Origin of the sequence: Shewanella sp. SR43-4, assembly GCF_014163845.1 — a bacterium.
GTDB classification, from domain to species: domain Bacteria; phylum Pseudomonadota; class Gammaproteobacteria; order Enterobacterales; family Shewanellaceae; genus Shewanella; species Shewanella vesiculosa.
The window spans coordinates 283557-305897 of record NZ_JACJEB010000002.1 but is presented as its reverse complement, the minus strand read 5'-3'; the positions used below and the strand labels follow the sequence as shown (position 1 = coordinate 305897).

Sequence of the window (22341 nt, the reverse complement as noted above, 5' to 3'; positions counted from 1 at the left end):
TGAGTCTGTGCTCTACAACGCCAACAGCTGTGGTAAATATTCGCTGTCTAAGGCTGCAATTTCGACTTGTTCGGTGAGCACATCATGCAATATTTGATGACTGGTCAACGGATTAGCGAGTACCACACGAAATACTGTGGTTTGTTGGCGCAAGTATTTTGCCGGTTTAATCCGTGTTCGTGACACAAATGATTTGCCTTGTTCACGTTGATGTTTTTGAATGAATTGAGTTAATCCATCCAGTAGTTCGTTGATTGTTGCAACTAACTCAGTGTCTTGATTCGATATGGCTGTTGTTAGTATTGCTTGTACCGATGCGGGGACGTAGCGATAGGTTAGTAAACATAACTCAGGCGCAGTGACTAATTCAAAATCCTTATGTTGCTCAATAATCGTTGCAAAATAACGGGCTTTTTCTAGGCTGTTATTAATGAGTATTTCATAGCCATCGCGACCAATTATCTGCAGGCAAGCGTGCACTAACATCGCCATACCAGGGCGCGAACCTTCCAGCGTTTGACTGCCTAAATCTTTTGAACCCACGCGTAAAATATATTCAGCATGATGCACAATGGCTTTGGCCAGTTCTGGGTCTTTAAATAGCACCATACCGGCGCCCATTGGCACGTACATTTGCTTATGGGCGTCGATCGTGACTGAGTCAGCTAGCTCGATGCCTTTTAGTAAGTGGCGATATTTGTTGGATAATAAACTGGCGCCGCCCCAAGCTGCATCGACATGAAAGTGACAATTTAACTCGCAGGCTAAAGCGGCTAACTCAGTTAATGGATCGACATTACCGGTTTCGGTTGTGCCAGCCACGCCGACAATCGCCATCACTTTGATATTTTGTTGTGCTAGTTTAGCCGCGGTTGCACGCATGGCAGCAACATCGACTTTATGATTTTCATCCGTAGGGATACTAATGATGTTATCTCGGCCAATACCTAATAAATCGGCCGTTTTACCTAATGAGTAATGACCCCGATCAGACACTAATATGGCAAGGTCATCATAACCATAAAATCGTAATGCTTTGGTCATGCCTTCACGAGTAATACCTTTAAATTCGCCGCTAGGTTGCAATAATCGGTTTCGGGCTATCCACAGGGCGGTAATGTTGGCTACCGTGCCACCTGAACAAAATGCGCCTAGTGAATGATTTGCGCTGTGCATCCATTGGTCATAAAAGTCGTTTGATTGTTGATAAACCAAGTGGTGCATCATGCCTAATACTTGGCGCTCAAGAGGCGTAAAGGCTTTCGATGTTTCGATTTTAACCAAGTTTTGGTTCAGTCCCACCATCATCTTCGACAGCGGTAACACAAAATAAGGCAATGCTGATGTCATATGACCAATAAAACTCGGTGCAGCGGTATGAACTGAGTGCGCCACTAAATTTTGCATGATTTCGTCGGCATAATCAGAAACGAACTTAGGATCGGTGGGGATCTGATAAGCATTAAAATCGGTTTCAATTTCTGATAGCGGCTTTTCCAGTGCGGCGATGCTGTTACCTAAAAACCCCGCAAGGTCTTGTGACAACTTCTGTTCAATAATGCTCAATGTCGAGGTTGAATCTTCAGGTGCGGTAAAAATACGCAGTAAGCTGTCTTCTGAAGCGTATGCTTGACGGGTGATTTTCGAGGTCATTTTGCTTGCCGTAATGATGAAAACTCCATCCTGTTAGCATTGACTGATGCATTACGATTAACGCTGCACCTTCAGGACGAAATGAGGGTGCTAACTTTACTGTATGGCTGGTTAGGCTTCAAGTATTTATCGTGTTAATGCTGATGGTTAGGGTAGAAAAAATACTGATGACTGCTTATCTGTTGTGGTCAGAATACTCTTGGTGATAATGCAGATGACATTGTGGTTATTGGTCGGCGCATGTGTGACTCGAGATCAATATTAGGTTATTCATCTAAAACGGATATCAATAGGGGAGACCTATTGCGATAAATTTCATTAGCATTGTAAAGTCAGCATAAATATCAATTGATATTTATGCTGACAGGATTACTTTTTCACTAATGATAATGACAACATTGCCGCAATATTACGGGCGGTATTGGTGAGATTCACCTGTGCTTCAGACAACACTTGTTCTAATGGCTGTAGTGCCGGAATAATAGCGAAAATAGCGTGCATGCCTTCGGCTAAAATCGCATCTGCATTTGGGCCTAGGCATCCAGAAATGCCAATCACTGGGATATTGAGCTGTTTAGCGACATGTAATACGCCCATGGGGGTTTTACCAAACACAGTTTGACCATCAATACGACCTTCACCTGTGATGACTAAATCGGCATTGTGGCAATACTCTGCTAATTTTACACTGTTGGTGACAATATCGACCCCAGGTTTTAAGGAGGCATTTAATATTGTCATCACCCCAAACCCCATACCTCCAGCCGCGCCAGCCCCAGGGTGCAGTTGGCAGTGAGTATCAACAGATTGATAAAGTTGTTGATTAACCGTGTGAGCAAAATGGCCTAGAGCATGATCGAGCTGTTCAATCATCTCGGTTGTGGCCCCTTTTTGTGGACCAAAAATCGCACTGGCACCGCGAGGACCACACAATGGGTTATCGACATCGCAAGCGACCTCAATAACACACTCTTTTATGGCAGGATGGCACGACTGAACATCAATATGATGCAATGCGGCAAGGGCTGCGCCACCAAAAGGCAGTGGCTCATTAGCCATATTGCTCAGTGTTACCCCTAATGCTTGCATCATTCCTGCGCCTGCATCATTGGTGGCACTGCCGCCTAAACCTAAGATAATATGACGGATGCCGCGATTTAACGCATCGGCAATTAATTCACCTGTGCCAAAGCTGGTGGTCAATAACGGATTGCGTTGATTGACGGGCACCAGATGTAGCCCTGATGCCGCAGCCATTTCAATCACTGCAGTTTGCTTATCGTCTTCATCGAGTTGCCCCAACACACCGTAAAAAGCGTCAACAGGTAACCCCAGCGGGCCAGTAACAGTAAGATTAATGATTTGCCCTTGAGTAGCATCAACCATGGCTTGTACTGTACCTTCACCGCCGTCAGCCATCGGCACTTTGCAATATTGTGCATCAGGAAACACCTGTTTAAAGCCATCTTCAATGGCATTAGCCACTTCAAGGGCACTTAAGCTTTCTTTAAATGAATCTGGAGCAATAACGATTTTCATATAAGACTCTGAATAATAAATTACAGTAAAATTAAGCTCAGTAGATAAACGGTGATCATCGCCGTGATACCTTGAATTAATGTCGCCATGGTTTGCGCGCGGTAAGCTTGTTTGACGCTCATGCGGCTAAACTGAGTCACAACCCAGAAGAAACTGTCGTTGGCATGTGACACTGTCATTGCCCCTGCGCCAATGGCCATAACGGTAAGGACGCGGCCCATTTCTGAGGCTAAGCCTATATCGCCTAATAATGGAGCCACTAAGGCCGAGGTGGCGACTAAGGCAACGGTTGATGATCCTTGTGCCGATTTGAGCGCGGCCGCGACGATAAATGGCATAAAAATACCCACGCCCAATGCCGATAAACTGCTACCCAAAAATGCACCAATTTCAGTGGCTTTTAACACTGCACCGAAGGCTCCACCAGCACCGGTGATCAATAGAATTGGCGCCGAAACTACTAAGCCTTGGCTAATACGTTCACTAAACTCTTTAATTTTTTCAGTCCCTTTAAGTAAAAATAATGATAAAAATAAGCCAATCATTAAGGCGTTTACCGGTTGGCCTAAAAAGACTAATAAATCGAATAAACCTTGTTCACCAAGCGGTCTTGAAGGGAAATTGGCAATAGAACCTAAACAAATGAAGATAATAGGCACAAAAATTGGCGCAAAGGCTTTTAGCGGGCTAGGTAATTCGCCGTATGCCTTTTTCAGATCGTCAAAGTCTGGTAGTTGTGCATTAAGTTCTTCAGCCCCTTCGCCGTCAGGTTGTTCGTTGGCAAAACGGTTGGCCCATAACATACCTGCAAAAGCGGCTATCGCGGCAACAAACACACCGACGGCAATAACTAACCCTAGTTGTGATTCAAGGCCTAAGTTACCTGCAGCTGCAATAGGGCCTGGCGTTGGCGGTACAAAGGTATGAGTGGCATATAGTCCCGTTGCTAAGGCGACACTCATGGCAACCTGAGACACTTTCATGCGGTTAGCCATTGATTGCTTTAATGAGTTTAAAATCACAAACCCTGAATCACAAAACACAGGGATAGACACCAAATAGCCAATCATTGACATGGTTAAGGTTGGAAAGCGTTGACCAAACAATTTAATGACAACATCTGCCATGGTGATTGCTGCGCCGCTTTTTTCAAGGATAGTGCCAATAATTGTTCCTAATACAATGACTAGGCCTATATAACCTAAAATTCCACCAAAACCACCTGTGATGGTTTTAGCGATTTCGTTACTGGGTAAGCCATAAGCAAATGCGGTGAGAAACGACGCTAAGATAAGGGTTAAAAAAGGGTGAAGTTTGAATCTGGAGGTGGCGATGACGATGAAGGCGATCACGCCGAGTAAGATCAAGATTAGTCCCATAGAGTACTCGTTATTTATTGTTATTGGAGTGGTTTAGTTATTCATCATAGTAAACCTTTAGTGATAAATTACTTTGTTCATCCGCACTAATAACAATACTCAAATAGACTATTTTTGTACTAATGCACAACTAAGCGCTGGGCTGGTGGATGAGCTGACCTAAATACAAACTCAGTAATCCATTAAAGCTGTGCAAATCAATATTGGTGATGGTTTGAATTTTATCTAATCGATAACGTAATGTGTTTCTATGGATAAATAGACTGTTAGCACAGGTTTGTATATCACCCATATGTTCAAGATACGCGGCGAGTGTTTTTTGTAATTGTTGGTTTTTATCTACTTCAATCAGTTTCATATAGGGACTTGCCAGTGCGTTACCGCGCCAGTGATGACGTAAGCCGGATAACAGCACCTGTAAGCTGTAATCTTGGTATAAATATTTGCTTTTTTGCGGATGCAGTTTCTTGCCAATGTCCATGGTTTCTTTGGCCGTACGGTAAGAGTAACTGATGCCTAAATCACCACTGAAATAATGGCCTAAGGAAATGTGCAAGCTAAGCTGCATGTTCGCGGGCAAGCGTTTGAGTAATTTATTGATGCGTTGATTTTCAAGTTCAGGATCAAATTGTTTTCCGTCTAAAAAAGCGGGTTTTAAAATTACCAGCTGAGTGAGCGACGTCATGGCAATTAAGTTATCTCGTACCGGATTTTGTAATAAATACAGCACTTGTTTCAATGCCTGGTTGTCTTGCTGATATAAAGTGTTATGACTGTCGAGTTCAATAATCGCCGCCACTCTAGGTACGCTAAAATCGATACCTAATTGCAGCGCCCATTGTTTTAATGAGGGTAAGTCTTGCTCATTTGCATGAATCAACTGAGCAATAAACTCTTCTTTTTGACGGTTTTGCCATTGTAATTGTTCTTGTAGGTTAGCTTGTTCAACAATCATTTCGGCAGTCATTTTAAGCAGCTCACCATAGTGGCTCAATGTGTCTGGTTCACCCGTGATGCCAATCACACCAACTACTTGACCTTGATAATGTAATGGCAAATTAAGCCCGGGCTTCACTCCTTGTAAATTTGAAGCGATGGTTTGATTGATCTCAACATTGCGATTTTGGCTAATAGCCAATAATGCGCCCTCATGTATGGTGCCAATTCGCTCGACTTCGCCTGAACCGAGTATGACGGCTTGCGCATTCATGACATTGATATTATGGCCAATAATTTTCATGGTCCGGTTGACAATTTTAGCGGCAATTTGGGTATCAATCTGAAACATGAATTTCTCTGAGTCATCAATATCGGTATTGAATGATACCTGATGTTGCTTAACTAGTGGGAGTTGGTTGATGTGAATGTGGACTTGATGAGTAAAAAGTCCGTTACTGTTAATCCTAAACAATTCGCCTATAAAGCACCTGAACATAACCGATAAGATAATAAAGATTAGCAGTGCTAATTTTGACGGGGGAGGCGAGACATAAAACAATTAAAAATAAAATGGGGGGCAAAATCCTTTTGCCCAATTTTCAATCACAAGCAATTCACTTTGTTAATATAATGTTAAATGCGTGTGAGTTGCAAGTTTTTTATACAGTGAAGCTCTAAAATTAATCGATGAGCTTAAGCGTTAGACGAGAAAGCTATTTACGCGATAGCTAATGTCAAACCGACAGATAGCAAAACGCCAACCTAAAGAGGTTGGCGTTTTCTGTAATATGACTGACTTTGTCACATCATTATTATTTTACTTACAGTTTATAACTGACGTTGAGCATAATCATGTGTGCTGTGTAGTCATGCTGTAAATTGCCGAAACTCATCACATTCCAAATGGTATCGGGTTCGATATCATTGGCGTCGTCATTATCAAGATACTTTTCCATTTTGTAGTCTATTCGCAAGGCTACTTTTTCGGTTGCTTGATACTGTGCATAAACATTAATGTTATTTACTTTGGCAAAATAGTCGCCGTAATCACCACTAATACCTTGTCTGACTTGGGTCGTGCTGTCTGAGTCTGAGTAAGTATAATCTACGCCTAAGCGTAAACGACTGTCCATTAAGTTGTTATAACTTAGGCCAGCACCAACCACATCAACTGTATCTTCTATCTCGGCTTGCCAAGTTGCAATATTCAAATTAGCACTGCCAGATTGAGCGGATGTTATGATTTGATGGTTATAAAATGTGCTCGCATTGATATCGTCATTAATCATGTAGTTAATATTGATATCGTAGTTAGTGTCTTTGGACTCAGTCAAGCCTATCTGGGTGTTGGTATAGTCATCTAGAGCATAACGAACTCCAAAATCGACATTCAAATTATCCATAGGACTATGATTAACGCGGGCCTCAATTTGAGTGCGGTCGCGATCAGCTAAGTAATAGCGGCGCAATAATGGATTCTGCTCCGCTGATGATGACTCTGATGCTTTATATTCAGAACCATCTCTTTTGCTGAAACTGCCTTTAAGCCACATGTCCCACATGTCAAAATTATTAAGGCGTAAACGAGCCCAAACGTTATTGTCGTCAGTGGTTTCTCGACCTTGATTACTGCGCTCATCGCGCCTGAAATCATAACCAGCATCGAGTTTGATACCATGGCTGATACGGTAGTCAGTTGATAATTTAGCTCTATGAGTGGTGAGATCGTATGGGGTGTTATCCCTTACTTTTCCGGTAACATCGCTAATGCTAATTTGGGTCCATTGTTCAATTTGGGTATTATTTTCACGGTCGTTATAATCATAGCTACCAGTGAGGCGCCATGCACGACTGAGTTTAGTTACCGCTTTAAGTGTCATGCCAGTGATATCGACTTTGGCATCAATACTGTCTGCAGGTAATGAGTAGCTATACCCTAATTGGGTCAATTGCTGATCTTGCGTCATTTGGCCTAAGAGTAAACGACCACTTAGACTGGTAATGGAATCGTTATATTGACCTAACAACGAAATGGTATGAGCTTCGTTATCGGGATCTAATGCAATGTAACCTCTATTTTGTGCGCCAAAGGTTGGATTAAAAGCACTGTCAAAGCCGAGTTGCTGGTTATTATTACTAAACACTGAACCATTGTAGTTAATACTAGTAAACCAGTTGTCACCGCGGAGTTTAATCCCAGCGTTTAAAATGTCGGTAGTGTAATCAACAGGCTCTGGCAACATCATCGATTGAGTGAAGAAACTGCCTGAGGTGATCTTAGTGCCCGTTTTTTCTTCGCGCTGAAAATTAACATAAGTGGTGAACATTGATTCAGTTTGATATTCAAACCCAAGTCCAGCACGTTCACGTTTAAGCGACAATTCAAATGGGTTTAAACTGCTATACAGCATTGGCATGTCTGAACTTGCACCTGCGGTAATCCAGTTACTGGCTAAAGTTAGGTTGTCGCTACCGATATTTTGGTAAGGGCTTAATGCATTGTTACTTTGATAGGTCGCAATGGATCGATAGCCAAGGTTGATTCGATACAACCCTAGTTTACCAACATCAATTTCCATGCGGCCGTTGTCCATACCTAAGTTATTGGCTGCCACGTTTGCTTGATAGCCATCACTCCCGCGATAGCGAATATCAGCATCTACTTTGCCTGCAGTTTGATTGCTGCTATGAAATGCATTCGCGGATTGAACATCATCTTCACTGTTGTAACCAATACCCACACCAACAGTGCCAGTGGTACCGGTTGCGATAACACAGCCTTTACATTTCCAAGCATCATATTTGATGTTGTCAGTTTTAGCGTTTGCTAGGCCATACCCATCAGCCATAAGACTAAAGCTGGTGCTAGTGAGTAACGCTAAGGTAATGAGGTTTAATTTAGTATTCATAATATTATCTCCTTAGCGCTGCAGTAATTTACCAGAAGGATGGTTTGAACCATGTATCTGAGTATGACAATTTAAGCAGCTGCGACCACCCGTAAAGGTATTGCCATTGACAGTTGAACCCATATCCGTGTTACCTAGATAAGCGTTGCTGGTATGGTTGTCACTTGCATGACATTGCTGGCATAACTGTGGCGCGCGAGTTTTAAGCATAGCGTCGTTGACCGAACCGTGTGGGTTGTGGCAATTGACGCAATTTTCGGTAACGGGTGCATGTTCCCAAAGCTTTGGTCCCCGTTTTTCAGCATGACATGAGTAACAGGTTTCATTAACCGTTGGTTGAACCAGATCTGAGTCACTCAAACTGCCATGTGGATTATGGCAATCACTACAGGTCATTTGGTTCCATTTCATAGGATGACTTGAGCGCTTGTTCATATCGGCTTTTTGTTTGGTATGGCAGCTGGTACACACTTCCATTTCAGTTTGCTTTGACAATACTGGGTCGTGAGCGGCATGCACGCTATGACAAGATGCACAAGCTACATCAGCATTGGCATGATGGCTGCTGTCCCATGCCACCCGCTTATCATCTTGGTGACAGCTCATACATACACTATTTTGCTTATCTGCAGCGAGTGTAGAGGTAGGGCCAAAGGTGATCATGGGTTCTTTACCACCACGATTATGTGAACCTAGCGGGCCGTGACACGCTTCGCACTGCAACCCTGCCATTGGGCTTTTTGAAGAGTCGATAGCGCCATGAACGCCTTTAAATAAGTCCATCACTTTTTCAGACTTTTTATGGCACATCAGGCATGAGTCGGCGCCTTTAGGCGAGTATTTTCCTTCGGCGAATTTTTTATCTAACGTGGCTTCAACTTCTGCCGGCGTCATGCTTGCATCCCACTTTGCCGCCTGTACGTGAGTCGACACAAAAACAGTCGAAGCTGTTAGACACAGTAGAGCGAAAAATAAGGTATTGATTGAGTTTGTGGTCTTCATAAGTAGACTTCCTAATTTGTCCATTTTGATGATCAACATTTGATGAAGTAAGTCATAGCATGAGAGAGAAGCTGTGCTTCTCTCTCAATGAACAAATTAAAATTTCACTTGTGTGTGATTTTCAATGGTAGGTGCATGGCAGAATAAACAGGTTTCTAACTGCGCAGCATCATTGGCTTCTTGATAGCTACCATTCACAATTGCGCCCTGACTTTCAGCATGTTGTTTAATCGTGTCAAAACCATGACAAGAAGCACATGTCGCTGTGATAGGCGTGGTATAGAGGCCAGCAGAAGTGGCGAGTGCACCTTTAACTTTGAATGCATCAAGATTAAAGTCGTTATGACACTGGGTACAGTCTTTGATAATGCCTTGTTCACCATGAACACTGTGAAGTTTCATTTCAATCGCGCCTTGATTAGCGCCAGATTCATAAGTGCCATCGGGAGTATGACAAGCCACACAACCGTCTAGACCTACGGTAAGTTCGCCATTAAGCTCACGGCCTAATTGTTCTGACATGACAAAACCAGCATGGTGACCTTTGTGGAGCTCAAACGTGTCGCCATGACAATTATCACATGAATCAAAATTAACCGAGTCAGTGTGACGATAGCTAGGGGCATTACCAGAGAAAGTACCAACGGTGAGTTCAGCTTTCATGCTGGTGGTTGCTACGCCGTCTGCACAATCAATGGCTTGGATACCATCGTTACACATTTCAAGACCGATAAAGCTAAAGGCTGTATCTGTGTCGCCGGCACCAAACGGTAATGATGGAATGGTATATACCAAGTTACCTGATTCAATGACCACATCCGCTTGTAATAGACCCGCTTTGATAAAGTCTTTGCTGATCTTAGCTAAACCACTGCCTGGGCTAGGGTTATATCCCATAATCGGGAAGTTAGGACCAACGTTAGTTAGCGTTTCAACACGTTGAATTTTGCTGACTAAGCTTGCAGCATCAATGGCTACGCCTTTAGCATCTAAAATCGTTACCGATAGCGTTGCTGATTTGTCTTCAGGGCTAGATTTATTCGCAGTCAATGTGGCGGTCATGCCATATGAGTCGATAAATGCTTTTTTCTGAGTATATGAAGTGGTGTGTATTTCTTCTGTCCAGCTTGCATTATGGCATGCAATACAATTTGAATTGTCCACTTGTTGTGGATGGCCTTGACCTGTTTTAAAGTCAATATTGGTATGGCAGCTTGAGCAGGTTTCCATGGTTGGAATTCGAGACCAGTTGTTCGATTCGCTTAGTTGTTCTGAATCGACATGACAAGTGGTGCAATTGTCTTGGACTATCGCATATGCAGCTTCTGCACTCTTGTCTAAGTTGCGGCCATACATTTTGGCATTGTTATGAACATTATGGATCAAGTGGCTAAATTCAACTTGAACCTTGTCTTTTTCAATGGCCATTTCGTTGGTATGGCAAGATGTACAGGTTTCTAAGTCAGTGTAGCTGTGATAAATGCTTTCACCCTTTGCATGGCAGGTATTACAAGTGGCTCCGCTTACTATGTTTTTGGTGTATTTAGCTTGAAACCCTTCGCCGTCAAAATCTTCGGTGATTTCGGTACGCGGAACACTGGTAACCCCGTCTTGTAAAGTAGAAGCACTTGCTATGACGTTGTAACGTTGTGTCAGCTCTGGATTAAAACCTTCAACATTGACGGTAAAACTGTAATTTCCGTTACCATGGTCGGTAAAGGTTTTTTCGGATCCAATAAATTGCCATTGCGCTGAATTACCCGGTCCGCTAGCGCCAACTGGAATCAATTGAACCACTTTTTTCACTTCCAAGTCTTTAAGGCCTGCAATCGGAAGGTCTTTTTCATTGGTTGCAAAAACTTCAATAGTCGGTTTGTTGTCTTGATAAGTGACTTTGGTGATATCTAAGTTTAGTGTTTTGATCGCTTCAGCAGGCTCGCCGCCAGGGTTGCCAGGATTGCCAGGTTCACCATCATCGCCTCCGCCACACCCTACTAGTGTCATTGACGCTGACATAGCAAGTAACAATGCCATTTTTGTGTATTTTGTATTCATCATATTTTTCCCTGCAAAGGTCATCCATCTAACTTACTGGCAGTATCTTCTGCAATTATCTTTTTCAGTTAAGTTGATGTTGGAATTAATTTTCCCAACACTAAGATTACTTTACAAACGGCAACTCGTCTGTAAAGCGAACGTAATTGTGTGATGGCGATCTGCCTATTAATTAAGGGGTACATAAAATACAGGGTTTGTAGGGGAATGATTGTTCTCGCTAGAAAAAAGACCTTAGCAATATGCTAAGGTCTTTGATGGGTAAAACAATTTAAGTATTTATATATTAAGCTTAGAAACCATGGGTTTTAGTGACTCGTTCAACCGTATGACAGGTTGAACATATTTCAGATGCACGAGTATGAACATCGTCTTCACTCATACCATCAACAATACCGCCATTGGACTCAATATGAGACACAGTGGCATCGGTACGATACTTTTGATGACAGCTTAAACATGCTCCAGTATCTGATGACATCCACACATCTGCACCCGTTTCTATGTCGCCATAACGCCATACTCTGTCAGCGGCTCTACCAAGTTGTATCCCATCAGCCGTGTGGCAGGTTTTACAGTCGGTTTTTAACACAGTGCCAGATTCTACACCGGCATGCTTGAGGTAATGCCCTTCAGCACTGTGAGCTTTAAAGGCAAAGCTGGTTGATTTTTTGCCACCAGGATAAGTGTTGTCAGTCTTAAGAGTCTTATCTGCGGTATGACATGTTTGGCAATTTACACCATTATCATAGTGATACACTTCTTGGTTGTGACAACCTTGGCAGCTTTGGGTATTGATAATATTTCTACGTACGGCAGCGGTTTGGCTATCGTCTATTACACTTGCAGCCATAACAAAATGATAAGGCTCACTTTTGATTTCCACTGTTTGGATATCATCAGCACTGCAAGCAGTGAGTTTAACTTCCGGTCTACCGTAGCCACCATGATTAAAGCAGGCTGTGACTGCTGACCATAGTTCAAATGTTTTACCCACATAATCTGTTGGTAAGGTGACCTTATCCCAAACTAACGTCCAGCTATTATCTGTGTTGGCAGTACCTTCACTTAATTTAATACGACGATTGCTGTAACTGGCATCTTGATACGTAGGGTAGTTTTTGTCACTGTCCCATGCCATGACAATACGACTACCGTCATCAATATACTCAGCGGGTAATATCTGACCACTGGCATCAGTAAAGCTCACGTTAGTACTGAACTTGTTATCAGCTGTCACGGTAACATCGCTAAAGACTACCTTCATGGTTTGGGTTTCATTATAGGCTTTCATGACATCGCCATGAGCTTCTTTTGCACTGCGACCATAACCTTCTTCCACATGGCAAGAAGTACAATTTGTACCGACACCAACATGTTGTTGAGACGCCAACTCTGTATGGCATGCAATACAAGCGGTATCACTTTTATTGGCATTAAACAGCGCGGCATCTTTGGGAGCATTAGTCCCTTCAACATGACATGCACTACAATCTGCAGCAGGCTTTTGTGGGTACATAACCTTACCGTAATCGTGCAATCCGCCGCCATAACCAATGACTTTGTAAGGGGCAGCTACTTCGCCGTCTGCGGTACTGGTGACGCGATCTTGACCTTTATGAATCGCATGGATCATATAGGTAAAATCAACACTGTTGCCGGTTTCAGGATCGCCTGATGTTGCGGTATGACAAGAAGCACAGTTTTCAAGATCGATTCGACGACCACCGTGTAATGCTAAGCTTTCCGGTTGATGACAGGTATAACAAGCCGTTATCGATACTACATCCCGTGACGCAATACCTTCGGTTAAGCCGGTTGATGGTTGGAAATCATAATGGGCATTTGCAGTGATTAGTGGCTGCTTTAATTCTAAAGTAATACGCTGAGTGTCATCAGCTTGGTAAGTAATACTTATTGGGTCTGTTACTTGAGCAATATTAGTTTGAAAAGTGTATGTGTATGAACCATCGAGATTATCCACTAAGCAGTCAACACACTTTGATGCAGCTTCAACCTCAGCTTGATATTGTGCTGAAGGAGATATGTTGGTTTCACCATCAGCTATCCAGCTAGCATTAGGTTGTTTGGCCGAGTTGATATAAGACTGCCATTGATAACCACGGTCTACTTCAACTTTAGCCCCCTCAGTACCAACCATTTCGGTCACTGGGGTTAATTGGGCAATACCAAAACGGAGATCATGATCTTTTGTTAGTCCCAATACCGCAACGCCATTGGCATTTTTAAGGTTAAAGGCAACACTGACTTTCCCATCGACGATGCTTGCGTCAGTAAAAGTTGCTTTTAAGGTCGATGTTGCATCAATATTGACACCAATAATGCCGTCAGGTCCGTCCTCGCCATTAGTTCCATCGCTGCCTCCACACCCTGTAAGCGCAAAAGCAATAAGCCCTGCACTCAATACCGCCTTTGTAGCGGGACTAACTGTTATTGTCTTCATCATGTATTCCCTGCATTTTTTGTTATCTCGCATTCACTGTTGGTTAAACGTATGCGGATTTTATTCAATTCTTATGTTAGCTAACCTTGGCGACTTACTCATTGAATTAAGTCTAGAGTTGTGACTAAGATCTGACTATTCCTTTGTGGGTAACAATACTTGATGAAGATTGGCCTATGTTGATAGGAGATATCGCATTAGCTTAAGACGTGAGTACAGGTATTAATGGATCCATTAAGCTGTAATATGGTTCTTGTTTTATCTCGTCAATGAAGTTAAGGCCTATGCAATTACTCTTTGTCGATATCTTCTGCTTAAATGGACTGCCAGCTGCTGAAATATGCTGCGTAAATGAGTCTTGTTAGCTAATGAATGGGGGAGTTTGATATAGATGATCTAAAAATGGATAAATTTTTGTCGGTTAACCCTGCAGTTATTACATGTTGAATTTCGCGTTAAGGTTAAGTATTGCGCAGTTAGGTAAGTGATTGAGAACTTATTAAGATAAAGGCTTGATCAAGGCAATAGGTTAGGGGATAATCGCCCCGTTCTGACACATAAACGTTATATTTAATGTTTCAGAAGTCAATGGTGACCCTAGGGTCCCCCCGCAATGATAACTTGTGAACTCGGCCAGGCCTGGAAGGGAGCAACCGCAGCAAGTGACTCGTGTGCCGGGGTGTGGCTCTAGGGGAACCTCCAATATTCCCCCCAATGATGTTGTTTGAAGTATTAGTTGGTATATTTGTACTAAGAAGATGGCATCGTCTAGTATTTAATCAAATTGTTAGATAATTGACTCACATTTACAGAAGAAAACTCAAAGATTCTCGTGTCAAAAACCTCCATAAATTTGCTAGTTAAAAAATAAATCTACCTGTTTAGTTGAATCCTCTTTAAAGTTCGATTCTTGTTTTTATTTTGAATTTTCACCATCAATAGCTGCATTCGAAGCACAACCACTAGGTTATGAATATGAGTTTGATAACCGTATTTGCCGTTACAAACCTGACTTTTTACTAAACCACACTGACAGCACACAAAAATTTATAGAAGTAAAACCGCAAAGCAAAATTGCTGACGAAGACTTTCGTGCACGTTTATTGAAAAGCAAGCCATCGTCAAGCAAGATGGACGCGATTTAATACTGGTACAGATAAATAAATCCTTGTATATATTACACTTAATAGCTTAAAACTTTTACATCGCTACTCTGGTTTTCAGTCCTTAGCAGGGTTGCAATCATCTGTATTAGAACTTGTTAAGCTATACTGCTCTATCAAAGTCGGCCAGTTAGTCAGCTTTTTAAAAGTAACTGCCGCTGAGCTACTAGCAACGGTGCTTCGCTTAATATCTTTAGGGCAGTTATTTGCAGACTTAACTACAAATGTTTCTACCAATGGAAACAGCAATTTGGTCTAACAATGATTAATGACGGTTTGTTTGATAATGAGTTTAACCAGCCATTACCCAAAGTAGCAACCAAACTACCTCAAAACTACACTAAAGACTTACAAGCCCTTCCTGAAAAAATAAAAACAACAACGTTTGCTAAACTTAATTATATTCAATGACTTGAGGATGATGTTCAAGGCGGTTGGACACAACAAATAACAGACGAGCCACAGTGGTCATCGTGTTTATTAGTAAGGCGACAATTGCACACTGAATGATGGAACAATAGCAATTTAATATGAAGCAACGGGTAGTACCCATATCAAATTTATTAACTTCAATATCAATGCAGTAAATTAACTTCCCCTTAAATTAAGCTGTCACTGGATTACAGTCATAACTGCTTAATTTTTAAACTCCTTTTTTTCACAACCTTAGAAAAAATTTATTGTTTTTCTATTAGATCCTTTTGACAAAAATTAAACGACTGGTATTCTGGTATAACAGGTTAACAATTATACAGCCTTTAAAGCTGACAAAAATCTATCAACAGGGTACATAACATGACTAATAAATTGACCAGGCTATTTTCAAAATCGTTCCTCAGCTTTTGCGTTGGGGCAGCAGTAAGTAACTGTGCATTTGCTGAGGAGCAACCTGCAGCACACTCCGAAGTTGAAAAAATCCTAGTGACAGGTTCGCATATCAGAAAAGGTGATTTTGAATCTCCATCACCAATTAAGGTTATAGATTCTGATGATATTGAAGGTGTCGGTGCAGTGAATGTAGGTGACTTGCTTGGTAAAATTCCATCTATTGTTGGTGATACAACATCTTCCAGCTCAAATTCAAGTGAGCAGGATGGTGGTTTAAACACTGTAGCGTTAAGAAACTTAGGCTCTTCAAGAACTTTGGTTTTGGTTGATGGTATGCGTTATGTTTCAGGCATGTCTGTTGGTTCTGGCTATGGTGTAGATTTAAATACAATCCCTACAACTATGATACAGCGTGTTGAAGTATTAACAGGTGGTCAATCAGCTGCCTATGGTTCAGATGCAATAGCTGGTGTAGTGAACATTATTCTAAAAAAGAACTTTAATGGAGTGGCAGTTAAATTACAAAAAGGAGAAACAGAAGCAGGTGCTGCCGGTACAACTGATTTAGAATTTACTGTAGGCCACAACTTCGATAGTGGTAACGCCTGGTTTTCATTAGGTTACTCTGATGATGAAGGTTTGATGGCGACAGATCGTGACTACTCAAGTGTTCATTTAGATTCTGTTGATACTGATGGTGATGGATTAGTCGATACACCACAGTTCGTTGGTTCATCACATATTCCTGAGGGGCGCATTGGTAGTTATAAAGGTGATGGTACTCCATTTGTACGAACTGAAGATGTTGCAACATCAGATGCATTCAACTTTCATGAATATCGTTCAATGATCACTCCATTAAATAGAACATTTGCAGCTACAGGTTTATCACTAGATTTAGATGATATATCACGTCTTAACTTTACAGCTAATTATTCACGTGTTGAGTCACGCACGCGTATGGAGGCAATTCCTTTAGATACTCGTAATGATATCTTTAAGTTATCACGTGGTGGCAGCTCCGGGATTGATATTGCGACTCACCCTTGGTTTGCAGGCACTGACCTCGGCAATGCGTTACTGCAAGATGGTATAACAAATCTTGATGATGTTAGCTTAACTTTTAGACGTTTATATGAGTTTGGAGATCGCGGTGCAGAAAATGTACGTTCTACGTTTCGTGTTGCAGGTAATTATGAGTATGACCTGACTGACAGTACTTATCTAAATGTAAGTGCTACTTACGGGGTTACTGACCAAAATCAAAAAAATCATGGAGATATTAACCTTGAGCGTGCACGCTTCGCGCTTGATGTCGTGAGCGATGGTGCGGGTGGATACCAGTGTGCTGATGATATCGCGCGGATTAGTGGCTGTGTTCCATTTAACCCATTCGCATATGATGGCATTTCACAAGAAGCTGTCGATTATCTCTCTGCGGATACCGGCTTAAATGGCTCTATAGAGCAATATGTAGTGACATCAGTTATCGCGGGGGATATTGATTTTGCCTTCAGCGATGATGTAAATAACTTAGGTTTTGCAGCAGGTGTTGAGTATCGAAAAGAAAAAGGTCAAGAAACTCCAGATCCACTAAGACAAGCTGGCATAGTTCGCGGTAGTCGTATTGCAAAAACAAAAGGTGAATTTGATGTTGTTGATGTTTTTGCCGAACTCCATGTTCCAATCTTAGAGCAGCTTAACCTTGATTTTGCTGTACGTGTAGGTGATTACTCATCAGTCGGAACTACTACAAATTGGACTGTGGGTATTGATGCACCGATTTCAGACTCAATTAAGTTACGTGGTGCTGTAGCTACTGCGGTAAGGGCACCAAATGTGAGCGACCTATTTGCAGGTGGTACAGCTACCGCAGCATTTGTTGTCGATCCATGTAACGGCATCAGCAATGCGGATACCGGCAACATTGCTGATAACTGTCGCTCAATCAGTGCAATCCAAAATCGTATTGATAGTGATGGTGCATTTTTATTGACACAAGTTGAAAGTCAAAACACTTCAGGTCTATTAAGTGGTTCTGAAAATGTAAAAGAAGAGAAAGCTGACACACTAACTTTAGGGGTTGTATTGACGCCTGAGTGGTTAGATGACTTACAGATGTCGATTGACTATTACGATATTGAAATTGATGATGCAATTGCTAATACAGATCGAACAGTGTTATTAAACCGTTGTTACAGTGTGTCTCCAAGTGAGTTTGATCCTAATTGTGGTAGTTTAGTCCGTCGTGATGGGCGCTCTGGTGCCGCATTAGATGTTAACTCAGCATCAGGCAATGAAAATATCATTAAAACTAGCGGTTTTGACTTAGATATTTCATATCAAACAAGTTTTGATATTGGTGATTTATACCTAGGGTTAGCTGCTAACTACATTGATGAATACAGCATTACAGGGATTGAGTCTGGCGATACACAGCATCTTGAAGGGGAAGTGTTATTCCCTAAACTTCGCTTTAATATGAACGCTTCTTATAGCATCGAAAACTTCAATCTTTATTGGCAATTACGTTACTGGGATAGTACTAAAGATCGTAACGACAACAGCTTGATGACAGACGAATTAAATGAGATTGAGTCTCGCACGTATCATGACGCACGGATCAGTTATAGCTTTTCAGACTCAGTTAATGCCTATTTTGGCATTAAAAATATCTTTGACAAACAACCCCCACAACTTACTCAAACTCATAAATATTATCAGGTTGGAACACTAACCAATGGTACTGCTTATGACTTGTTTGGTCGTTCTTTTTACGCAGGTTTAAAGCTTAACTTCTAACCCTACTCAACTCAGATGTGGGCTATATGCCCACATTTCAAAATGATGAAAGACTGATGATTTTTAAGCCTACCCAGCTCTTTGATGGTGTGAAATTCCATGATGATAAATCAATAAGAGTTGTCAATGACAAAGTTGCAGAGCGAGTAACCTACTACCATGAGCCGTGTATCGAACTTGATGGCGTCATAGCTCTGGTACCCAAGTAATGGAGGCTGTGGAGCGTTATTCAACCATGGAACAATATTAGAGACGCTGCAAAAAATGGTTATAGCGCAAGCAATGTTTGGTTCAACAAGTCTCTTACCGACGTTGATTAAAAGTGACATAACCAAGCTAGAGGAAGCTGCAGATGTTGTAAGCCAAGCTATTAGGCAAAGTATGCCCGGTATTATTGGTGTTCACTTTGAAGGGCCTCATTTGAATGTGACCCAAAAAAGCATTCACAACAATGAGCATATTAGAAAAATAAGTGAAGATGAATTGCAAACCTATTGTCGCAAAGATTTAGGTAAAGTGCTTGTGACGGTTGCTCCTGAGTCAATTTTACCTGAGCAAATTGCCTCAGTTACCCCAGAGCAACCTTTTTATTACTATCGTATTCCTGCCTGTAAAGGTGTATACGTTTCGATGCTTGCTTTATTAAAAGCTGTTGACGGCCGAATCGCAAACTTTGCAGGTATTAAATATACCTTTAAGCCTTTACTAATACACTCAGTGTCGACGCTATAAAGATGGCAAGTTCGATATGCTTCATGGTCAAGATGAAACTCTACTCCCTTCTTTAGCATTTGGTGGAGCAAGGGGTTGTATCGGTGGCACATTTAATTATGCGGCAGACTTGTACACAGGTATACGAAAAGCATATGCAGAAGGTTATTTAGAAAAAACATAACATCTACAATACCAGTCGTTTGATTTAATTGATGTTATCGCTAAGTACCATGGAAATATTGTGTCAGGTAAACAAATTATGAAAGTAATAGGTTTAGATTTAGGTGGCAACAGAGTTCCTTTCCAAAATCTTTCCGATGAAGAGTTTAAAGTAATGTCTGCAGAGCTTGAAGCGATTAACTTCAAGTCATTTGCTAACAAAGTAGATTAGAAACGAGGCTTGGTATGACTAAATTTAAAGTTGTTTTGTATTTTTGTTTATTAATTAACTCTATAACACCTGGTTTTTGTTTAGAATTGCCGAGTGTATTTAGCGACCATATGGTTTTACAGCAAGGAAAACCTATCCGGATTTGGGGGAAAGCTGAACCAAAACAGGTTGTTAAAGTTAGTTATGCCAATCAGCTTAAGATTTCGAAAGCTAATAAGTATGGGGAATGGCAAGTTGTCCTCGATGCTATGGAAGGTGGGTATCAAGCATATAAGTTGGTAATAACGACATCAAACAACCAACTTACTCTAAAAGATATTTTGATAGGTGAAGTTTGGTTGGCTGCAGGCCAGTCTAATATGCGTTTTGAAGTAGCAAAAACTATAGACGCAAATAGTGAACTCTCGAAATCTAGCAATAATTCGATTCGTTTACTGGATTATAACGGAGACGATTTGTATCCAGATGACGTTATTTTTGATATAGATAAATTAAGCAAGCTTAATAGTGAAAATTATTTACATACAGAAGGTTGGAAGCTTAGTACACAGAAGAACAATGCAAGTTTCTCGGCGGTAGCATTCTATTTTGCGGCTAAATTACAAAAGCAGTTAGATGTTCCCGTAGGAGTAATAAATGTGTCGGTAGGGGGCACTATGACTGAGAACTTTATTAGTAAATCAACTCTTGCTTCTACCCCTGAGCTGTCTCCACTTGCAGAGCATTGGCTAACTCATATTATGCCTTGGTGCAAAGAACGTGCACTACTTAATTTATCAGCTTGGATAGAGCATTTTCCTGAAAAACCTTTACCTCATCATCCTTACGAACCAGGTTTTATGTTTGACTCAGGAATTAAACCTCTATCTCCTTTTCAAATAAAAGGAGTTATATGGTATCAAGGTGAATCAAACGCCCCAATTACAGAAAATCAAAGGCTTGATAGTTATTTTTCAAAGGAGCTGAATAAAATCAAGCTAAAAACCATGGTCAAGGAATGGCGTCAGATCTGGCAGGAACCATCACTACCTTTTAATATAGTGCAATTACCTGGCATGAACAGACCTTGGGCTGAGTATAGACAATTACAGAGTGAAATTTCAAATGAACTGTCCAATGTATCCCTGGTGGTTAGTTATGATCAAGGCGATGCTGCAGATGTTCATCCTAAAAGAAAACGTATTTTATCAGAAAGAATCGCGAGGTTAACCCTTTATAAAATTTACGCTAAAAAGCAGCATTACATAGATACAAATATACACCGGGTTGATTTTAGAAATAAGCAAGTTGTAATGAGTTTAACCGATCCAATTTTTATCAACAAGCAGCTTTCAAATTCTATTATAGGAGTTGAAATTGGTGATGAAAATGGAAAGTTTTATAGGGCACAAGCTAGGCTCAATGGTAATTCATTAGTTGTTTGGAACGAGCATGTAAGCGAGCCCAAAGCTGTCAGATATGCATGGTTTGATGATCCAAAAGACAAAGCTAACTTAGTGACAAAGTTAAGTGATCCTATTGCGCCATTCTTATATTTTAAACATCTAAAATAGCAGTCTAATCATGACTTACGTCATGCGCTGTTACCTTAATGCAAAAGCGTGTTAAGCATAACAATATATAGTGAGGATTAGGGCATTGGAGGCTATTCCCTTTTTATTTCTAAAATCACGGGATGTTATCCAGAGGATGGTTACTAACGAGCGAAATAGGAAGTTCTATTAAAGTTTTCTTGAACCTAGTTTATGTAGCTCAGTCAGATTAAATGTGAGTTTTTATTTTCAATATTGAAATCTTATTTTATACCTGACCAGATAAGTTCAGATAGACTTTTCTGAACCCACAAGCAACCCTTTATACGCCAGTTAAATAGTTAGCTAATTTATGGTAAATACGAAAAGACTAGAAAGGGAAAACAGATAATGTTGTGTCTAAATAGCTAAAAAAATTAGGTGGTCACTGTTCGTTCATGCCACATAGCAGCCCACAGTGGCTGACTGTACTTTCAAGGAATCTCACTTCAAACAACATATGACTTACTCAACAGCGTCAATCAATGCGCTTAATCGCCAGCTCCTTAATCTGGCGACTATTGAATAATAAATCCCTATTAGTCTATTTCAACCCATACCTAAAGCACCAACTTAACTTGTTAGTTGCCAGTTAAACATGGTTTCGCCATACCTTACTGCTCGCCAGCAAGTTCAGCTTCTTCTTGTAAGCGTTTTTGTAAATTCATTTTTAGAAATTTTCTTGAACGTTCCAGTGCTTCACTTATCTCAGTTTTCATCTGTTTGAGTTCTTGATAATTTTCAAAAAAATAGGTGTCGACTAAATGACGAATGTACCTAACCGGTAACTGATTCAATGTGACGCAACATAAATCGGCTAAGTATTCTTCTGGCAACTCGTCCATTAAGCCTTCATCTCTCAGCATTTCCATTAATAGAACTTCATAATAGTTTCGGATCTCTAATTGCATTATTACGCTCCATTGAGACGG

16 protein-coding genes and 1 other RNA gene are annotated in these 22341 nt (G+C 41.1%); 8 read left to right on the top strand and 9 right to left on the bottom strand.

Annotated elements, in window-relative coordinates; genetic code table 11:
• Nucleotides 1-12: 12 nt before the first annotated feature.
• From panP to H5123_RS03550, 8 genes are all read right to left on the bottom strand, one after another.
• Entirely contained in the window at nucleotides 13-1653 is a 1641-nt protein-coding gene (panP, locus tag H5123_RS03585) for a pyridoxal-dependent aspartate 1-decarboxylase PanP (protein WP_182697051.1), read from the bottom strand.
• Nucleotides 1654-2022: 369 nt separating this feature from the next.
• A complete protein-coding gene (locus tag H5123_RS03580) occupies nucleotides 2023-3192 on the bottom strand; it encodes a glycerate kinase (RefSeq protein ID WP_182697050.1) in 1170 nt (389 codons plus the stop codon).
• A 20-nt stretch (nucleotides 3193-3212) separates the two neighbouring features.
• A complete protein-coding gene (locus H5123_RS03575; protein ID WP_182697049.1) occupies nucleotides 3213-4571 on the bottom strand; it encodes a GntP family permease in 1359 nt (452 codons plus the stop codon).
• 130 nt (nucleotides 4572-4701) lie between these two features.
• On the bottom strand, nucleotides 4702-5859 hold the full coding sequence (locus H5123_RS03570; protein WP_182697048.1) for a sugar diacid recognition domain-containing protein: 1158 nt from the start codon (nucleotides 5857-5859) through the stop codon (nucleotides 4702-4704).
• Nucleotides 5860-6331: 472 nt separating this feature from the next.
• Nucleotides 6332-8419 (bottom strand): MtrB/PioB family decaheme-associated outer membrane protein, encoded by a 2088-nt coding sequence (locus H5123_RS03565; protein WP_182697047.1) that lies wholly within the window; start codon nucleotides 8417-8419, stop codon nucleotides 6332-6334.
• A gap of 12 nt (nucleotides 8420-8431) precedes the next feature.
• Complete coding sequence (locus H5123_RS03560) at nucleotides 8432-9421, bottom strand: DmsE family decaheme c-type cytochrome (protein ID WP_124016377.1); 990 nt, start codon at nucleotides 9419-9421, stop codon at nucleotides 8432-8434.
• 96 nt (nucleotides 9422-9517) lie between these two features.
• A complete protein-coding gene (locus H5123_RS03555) occupies nucleotides 9518-11479 on the bottom strand; it encodes an OmcA/MtrC family decaheme c-type cytochrome (RefSeq protein ID WP_182697046.1) in 1962 nt (653 codons plus the stop codon).
• Nucleotides 11480-11768: 289 nt separating this feature from the next.
• Complete coding sequence (locus H5123_RS03550; protein ID WP_182697045.1) at nucleotides 11769-13943, bottom strand: OmcA/MtrC family decaheme c-type cytochrome; 2175 nt, start codon at nucleotides 13941-13943, stop codon at nucleotides 11769-11771.
• A gap of 594 nt (nucleotides 13944-14537) precedes the next feature.
• Between H5123_RS03550 and ffs the strand changes: the two genes are divergently transcribed.
• The 8 genes from ffs to H5123_RS03520 all read left to right on the top strand — a co-directional run bounded on the left by ffs (nucleotide 14538) and on the right by H5123_RS03520 (nucleotide 21391).
• Nucleotides 14538-14634, top strand: an RNA gene (gene ffs / locus H5123_RS03545) — signal recognition particle sRNA small type.
• Nucleotides 14635-14878: 244 nt separating this feature from the next.
• Nucleotides 14879-15085 (top strand): TnsA endonuclease N-terminal domain-containing protein, encoded by a 207-nt coding sequence (locus H5123_RS20765; RefSeq protein WP_310736132.1) that lies wholly within the window; start codon nucleotides 14879-14881, stop codon nucleotides 15083-15085.
• Nucleotides 15086-15364: 279 nt separating this feature from the next.
• Nucleotides 15365-15514, top strand: coding sequence for a hypothetical protein (locus H5123_RS03535; RefSeq protein WP_182697085.1), 150 nt, complete (start codon nucleotides 15365-15367; stop codon nucleotides 15512-15514).
• Nucleotides 15515-15898: 384 nt separating this feature from the next.
• Nucleotides 15899-18733 (top strand): TonB-dependent receptor domain-containing protein, encoded by a 2835-nt coding sequence (locus H5123_RS03530; RefSeq protein WP_182697044.1) that lies wholly within the window; start codon nucleotides 15899-15901, stop codon nucleotides 18731-18733.
• A 282-nt stretch (nucleotides 18734-19015) separates the two neighbouring features.
• Entirely contained in the window at nucleotides 19016-19465 is a 450-nt protein-coding gene (locus tag H5123_RS20515) for a hypothetical protein (RefSeq protein ID WP_220487536.1), read from the top strand.
• A 16-nt stretch (nucleotides 19466-19481) separates the two neighbouring features.
• On the top strand, nucleotides 19482-19628 hold the full coding sequence (locus H5123_RS20830; RefSeq protein ID WP_220487535.1) for a dihydrodipicolinate synthase family protein: 147 nt from the start codon (nucleotides 19482-19484) through the stop codon (nucleotides 19626-19628).
• Between the two features lie 60 nt (nucleotides 19629-19688).
• Nucleotides 19689-19838 carry a hypothetical protein gene (locus tag H5123_RS20505; protein WP_182722116.1) on the top strand — a complete coding sequence of 50 codons (150 nt, stop codon included), beginning with the start codon at nucleotides 19689-19691 and terminating at the stop codon, nucleotides 19836-19838.
• Between the two features lie 14 nt (nucleotides 19839-19852).
• The gene (locus tag H5123_RS03520) at nucleotides 19853-21391 is read left to right on the top strand and encodes a sialate O-acetylesterase (protein ID WP_182697043.1); all 1539 of its coding nucleotides are present in this window, start codon (nucleotides 19853-19855) and stop codon (nucleotides 21389-21391) included.
• 632 nt (nucleotides 21392-22023) lie between these two features.
• Here H5123_RS03520 and H5123_RS03515 read toward each other — a convergent pair.
• Complete coding sequence (locus tag H5123_RS03515) at nucleotides 22024-22320, bottom strand: late competence development ComFB family protein (RefSeq protein ID WP_124016380.1); 297 nt, start codon at nucleotides 22318-22320, stop codon at nucleotides 22024-22026.
• Between the last annotated feature and the right edge of the window lie 21 nt (nucleotides 22321-22341).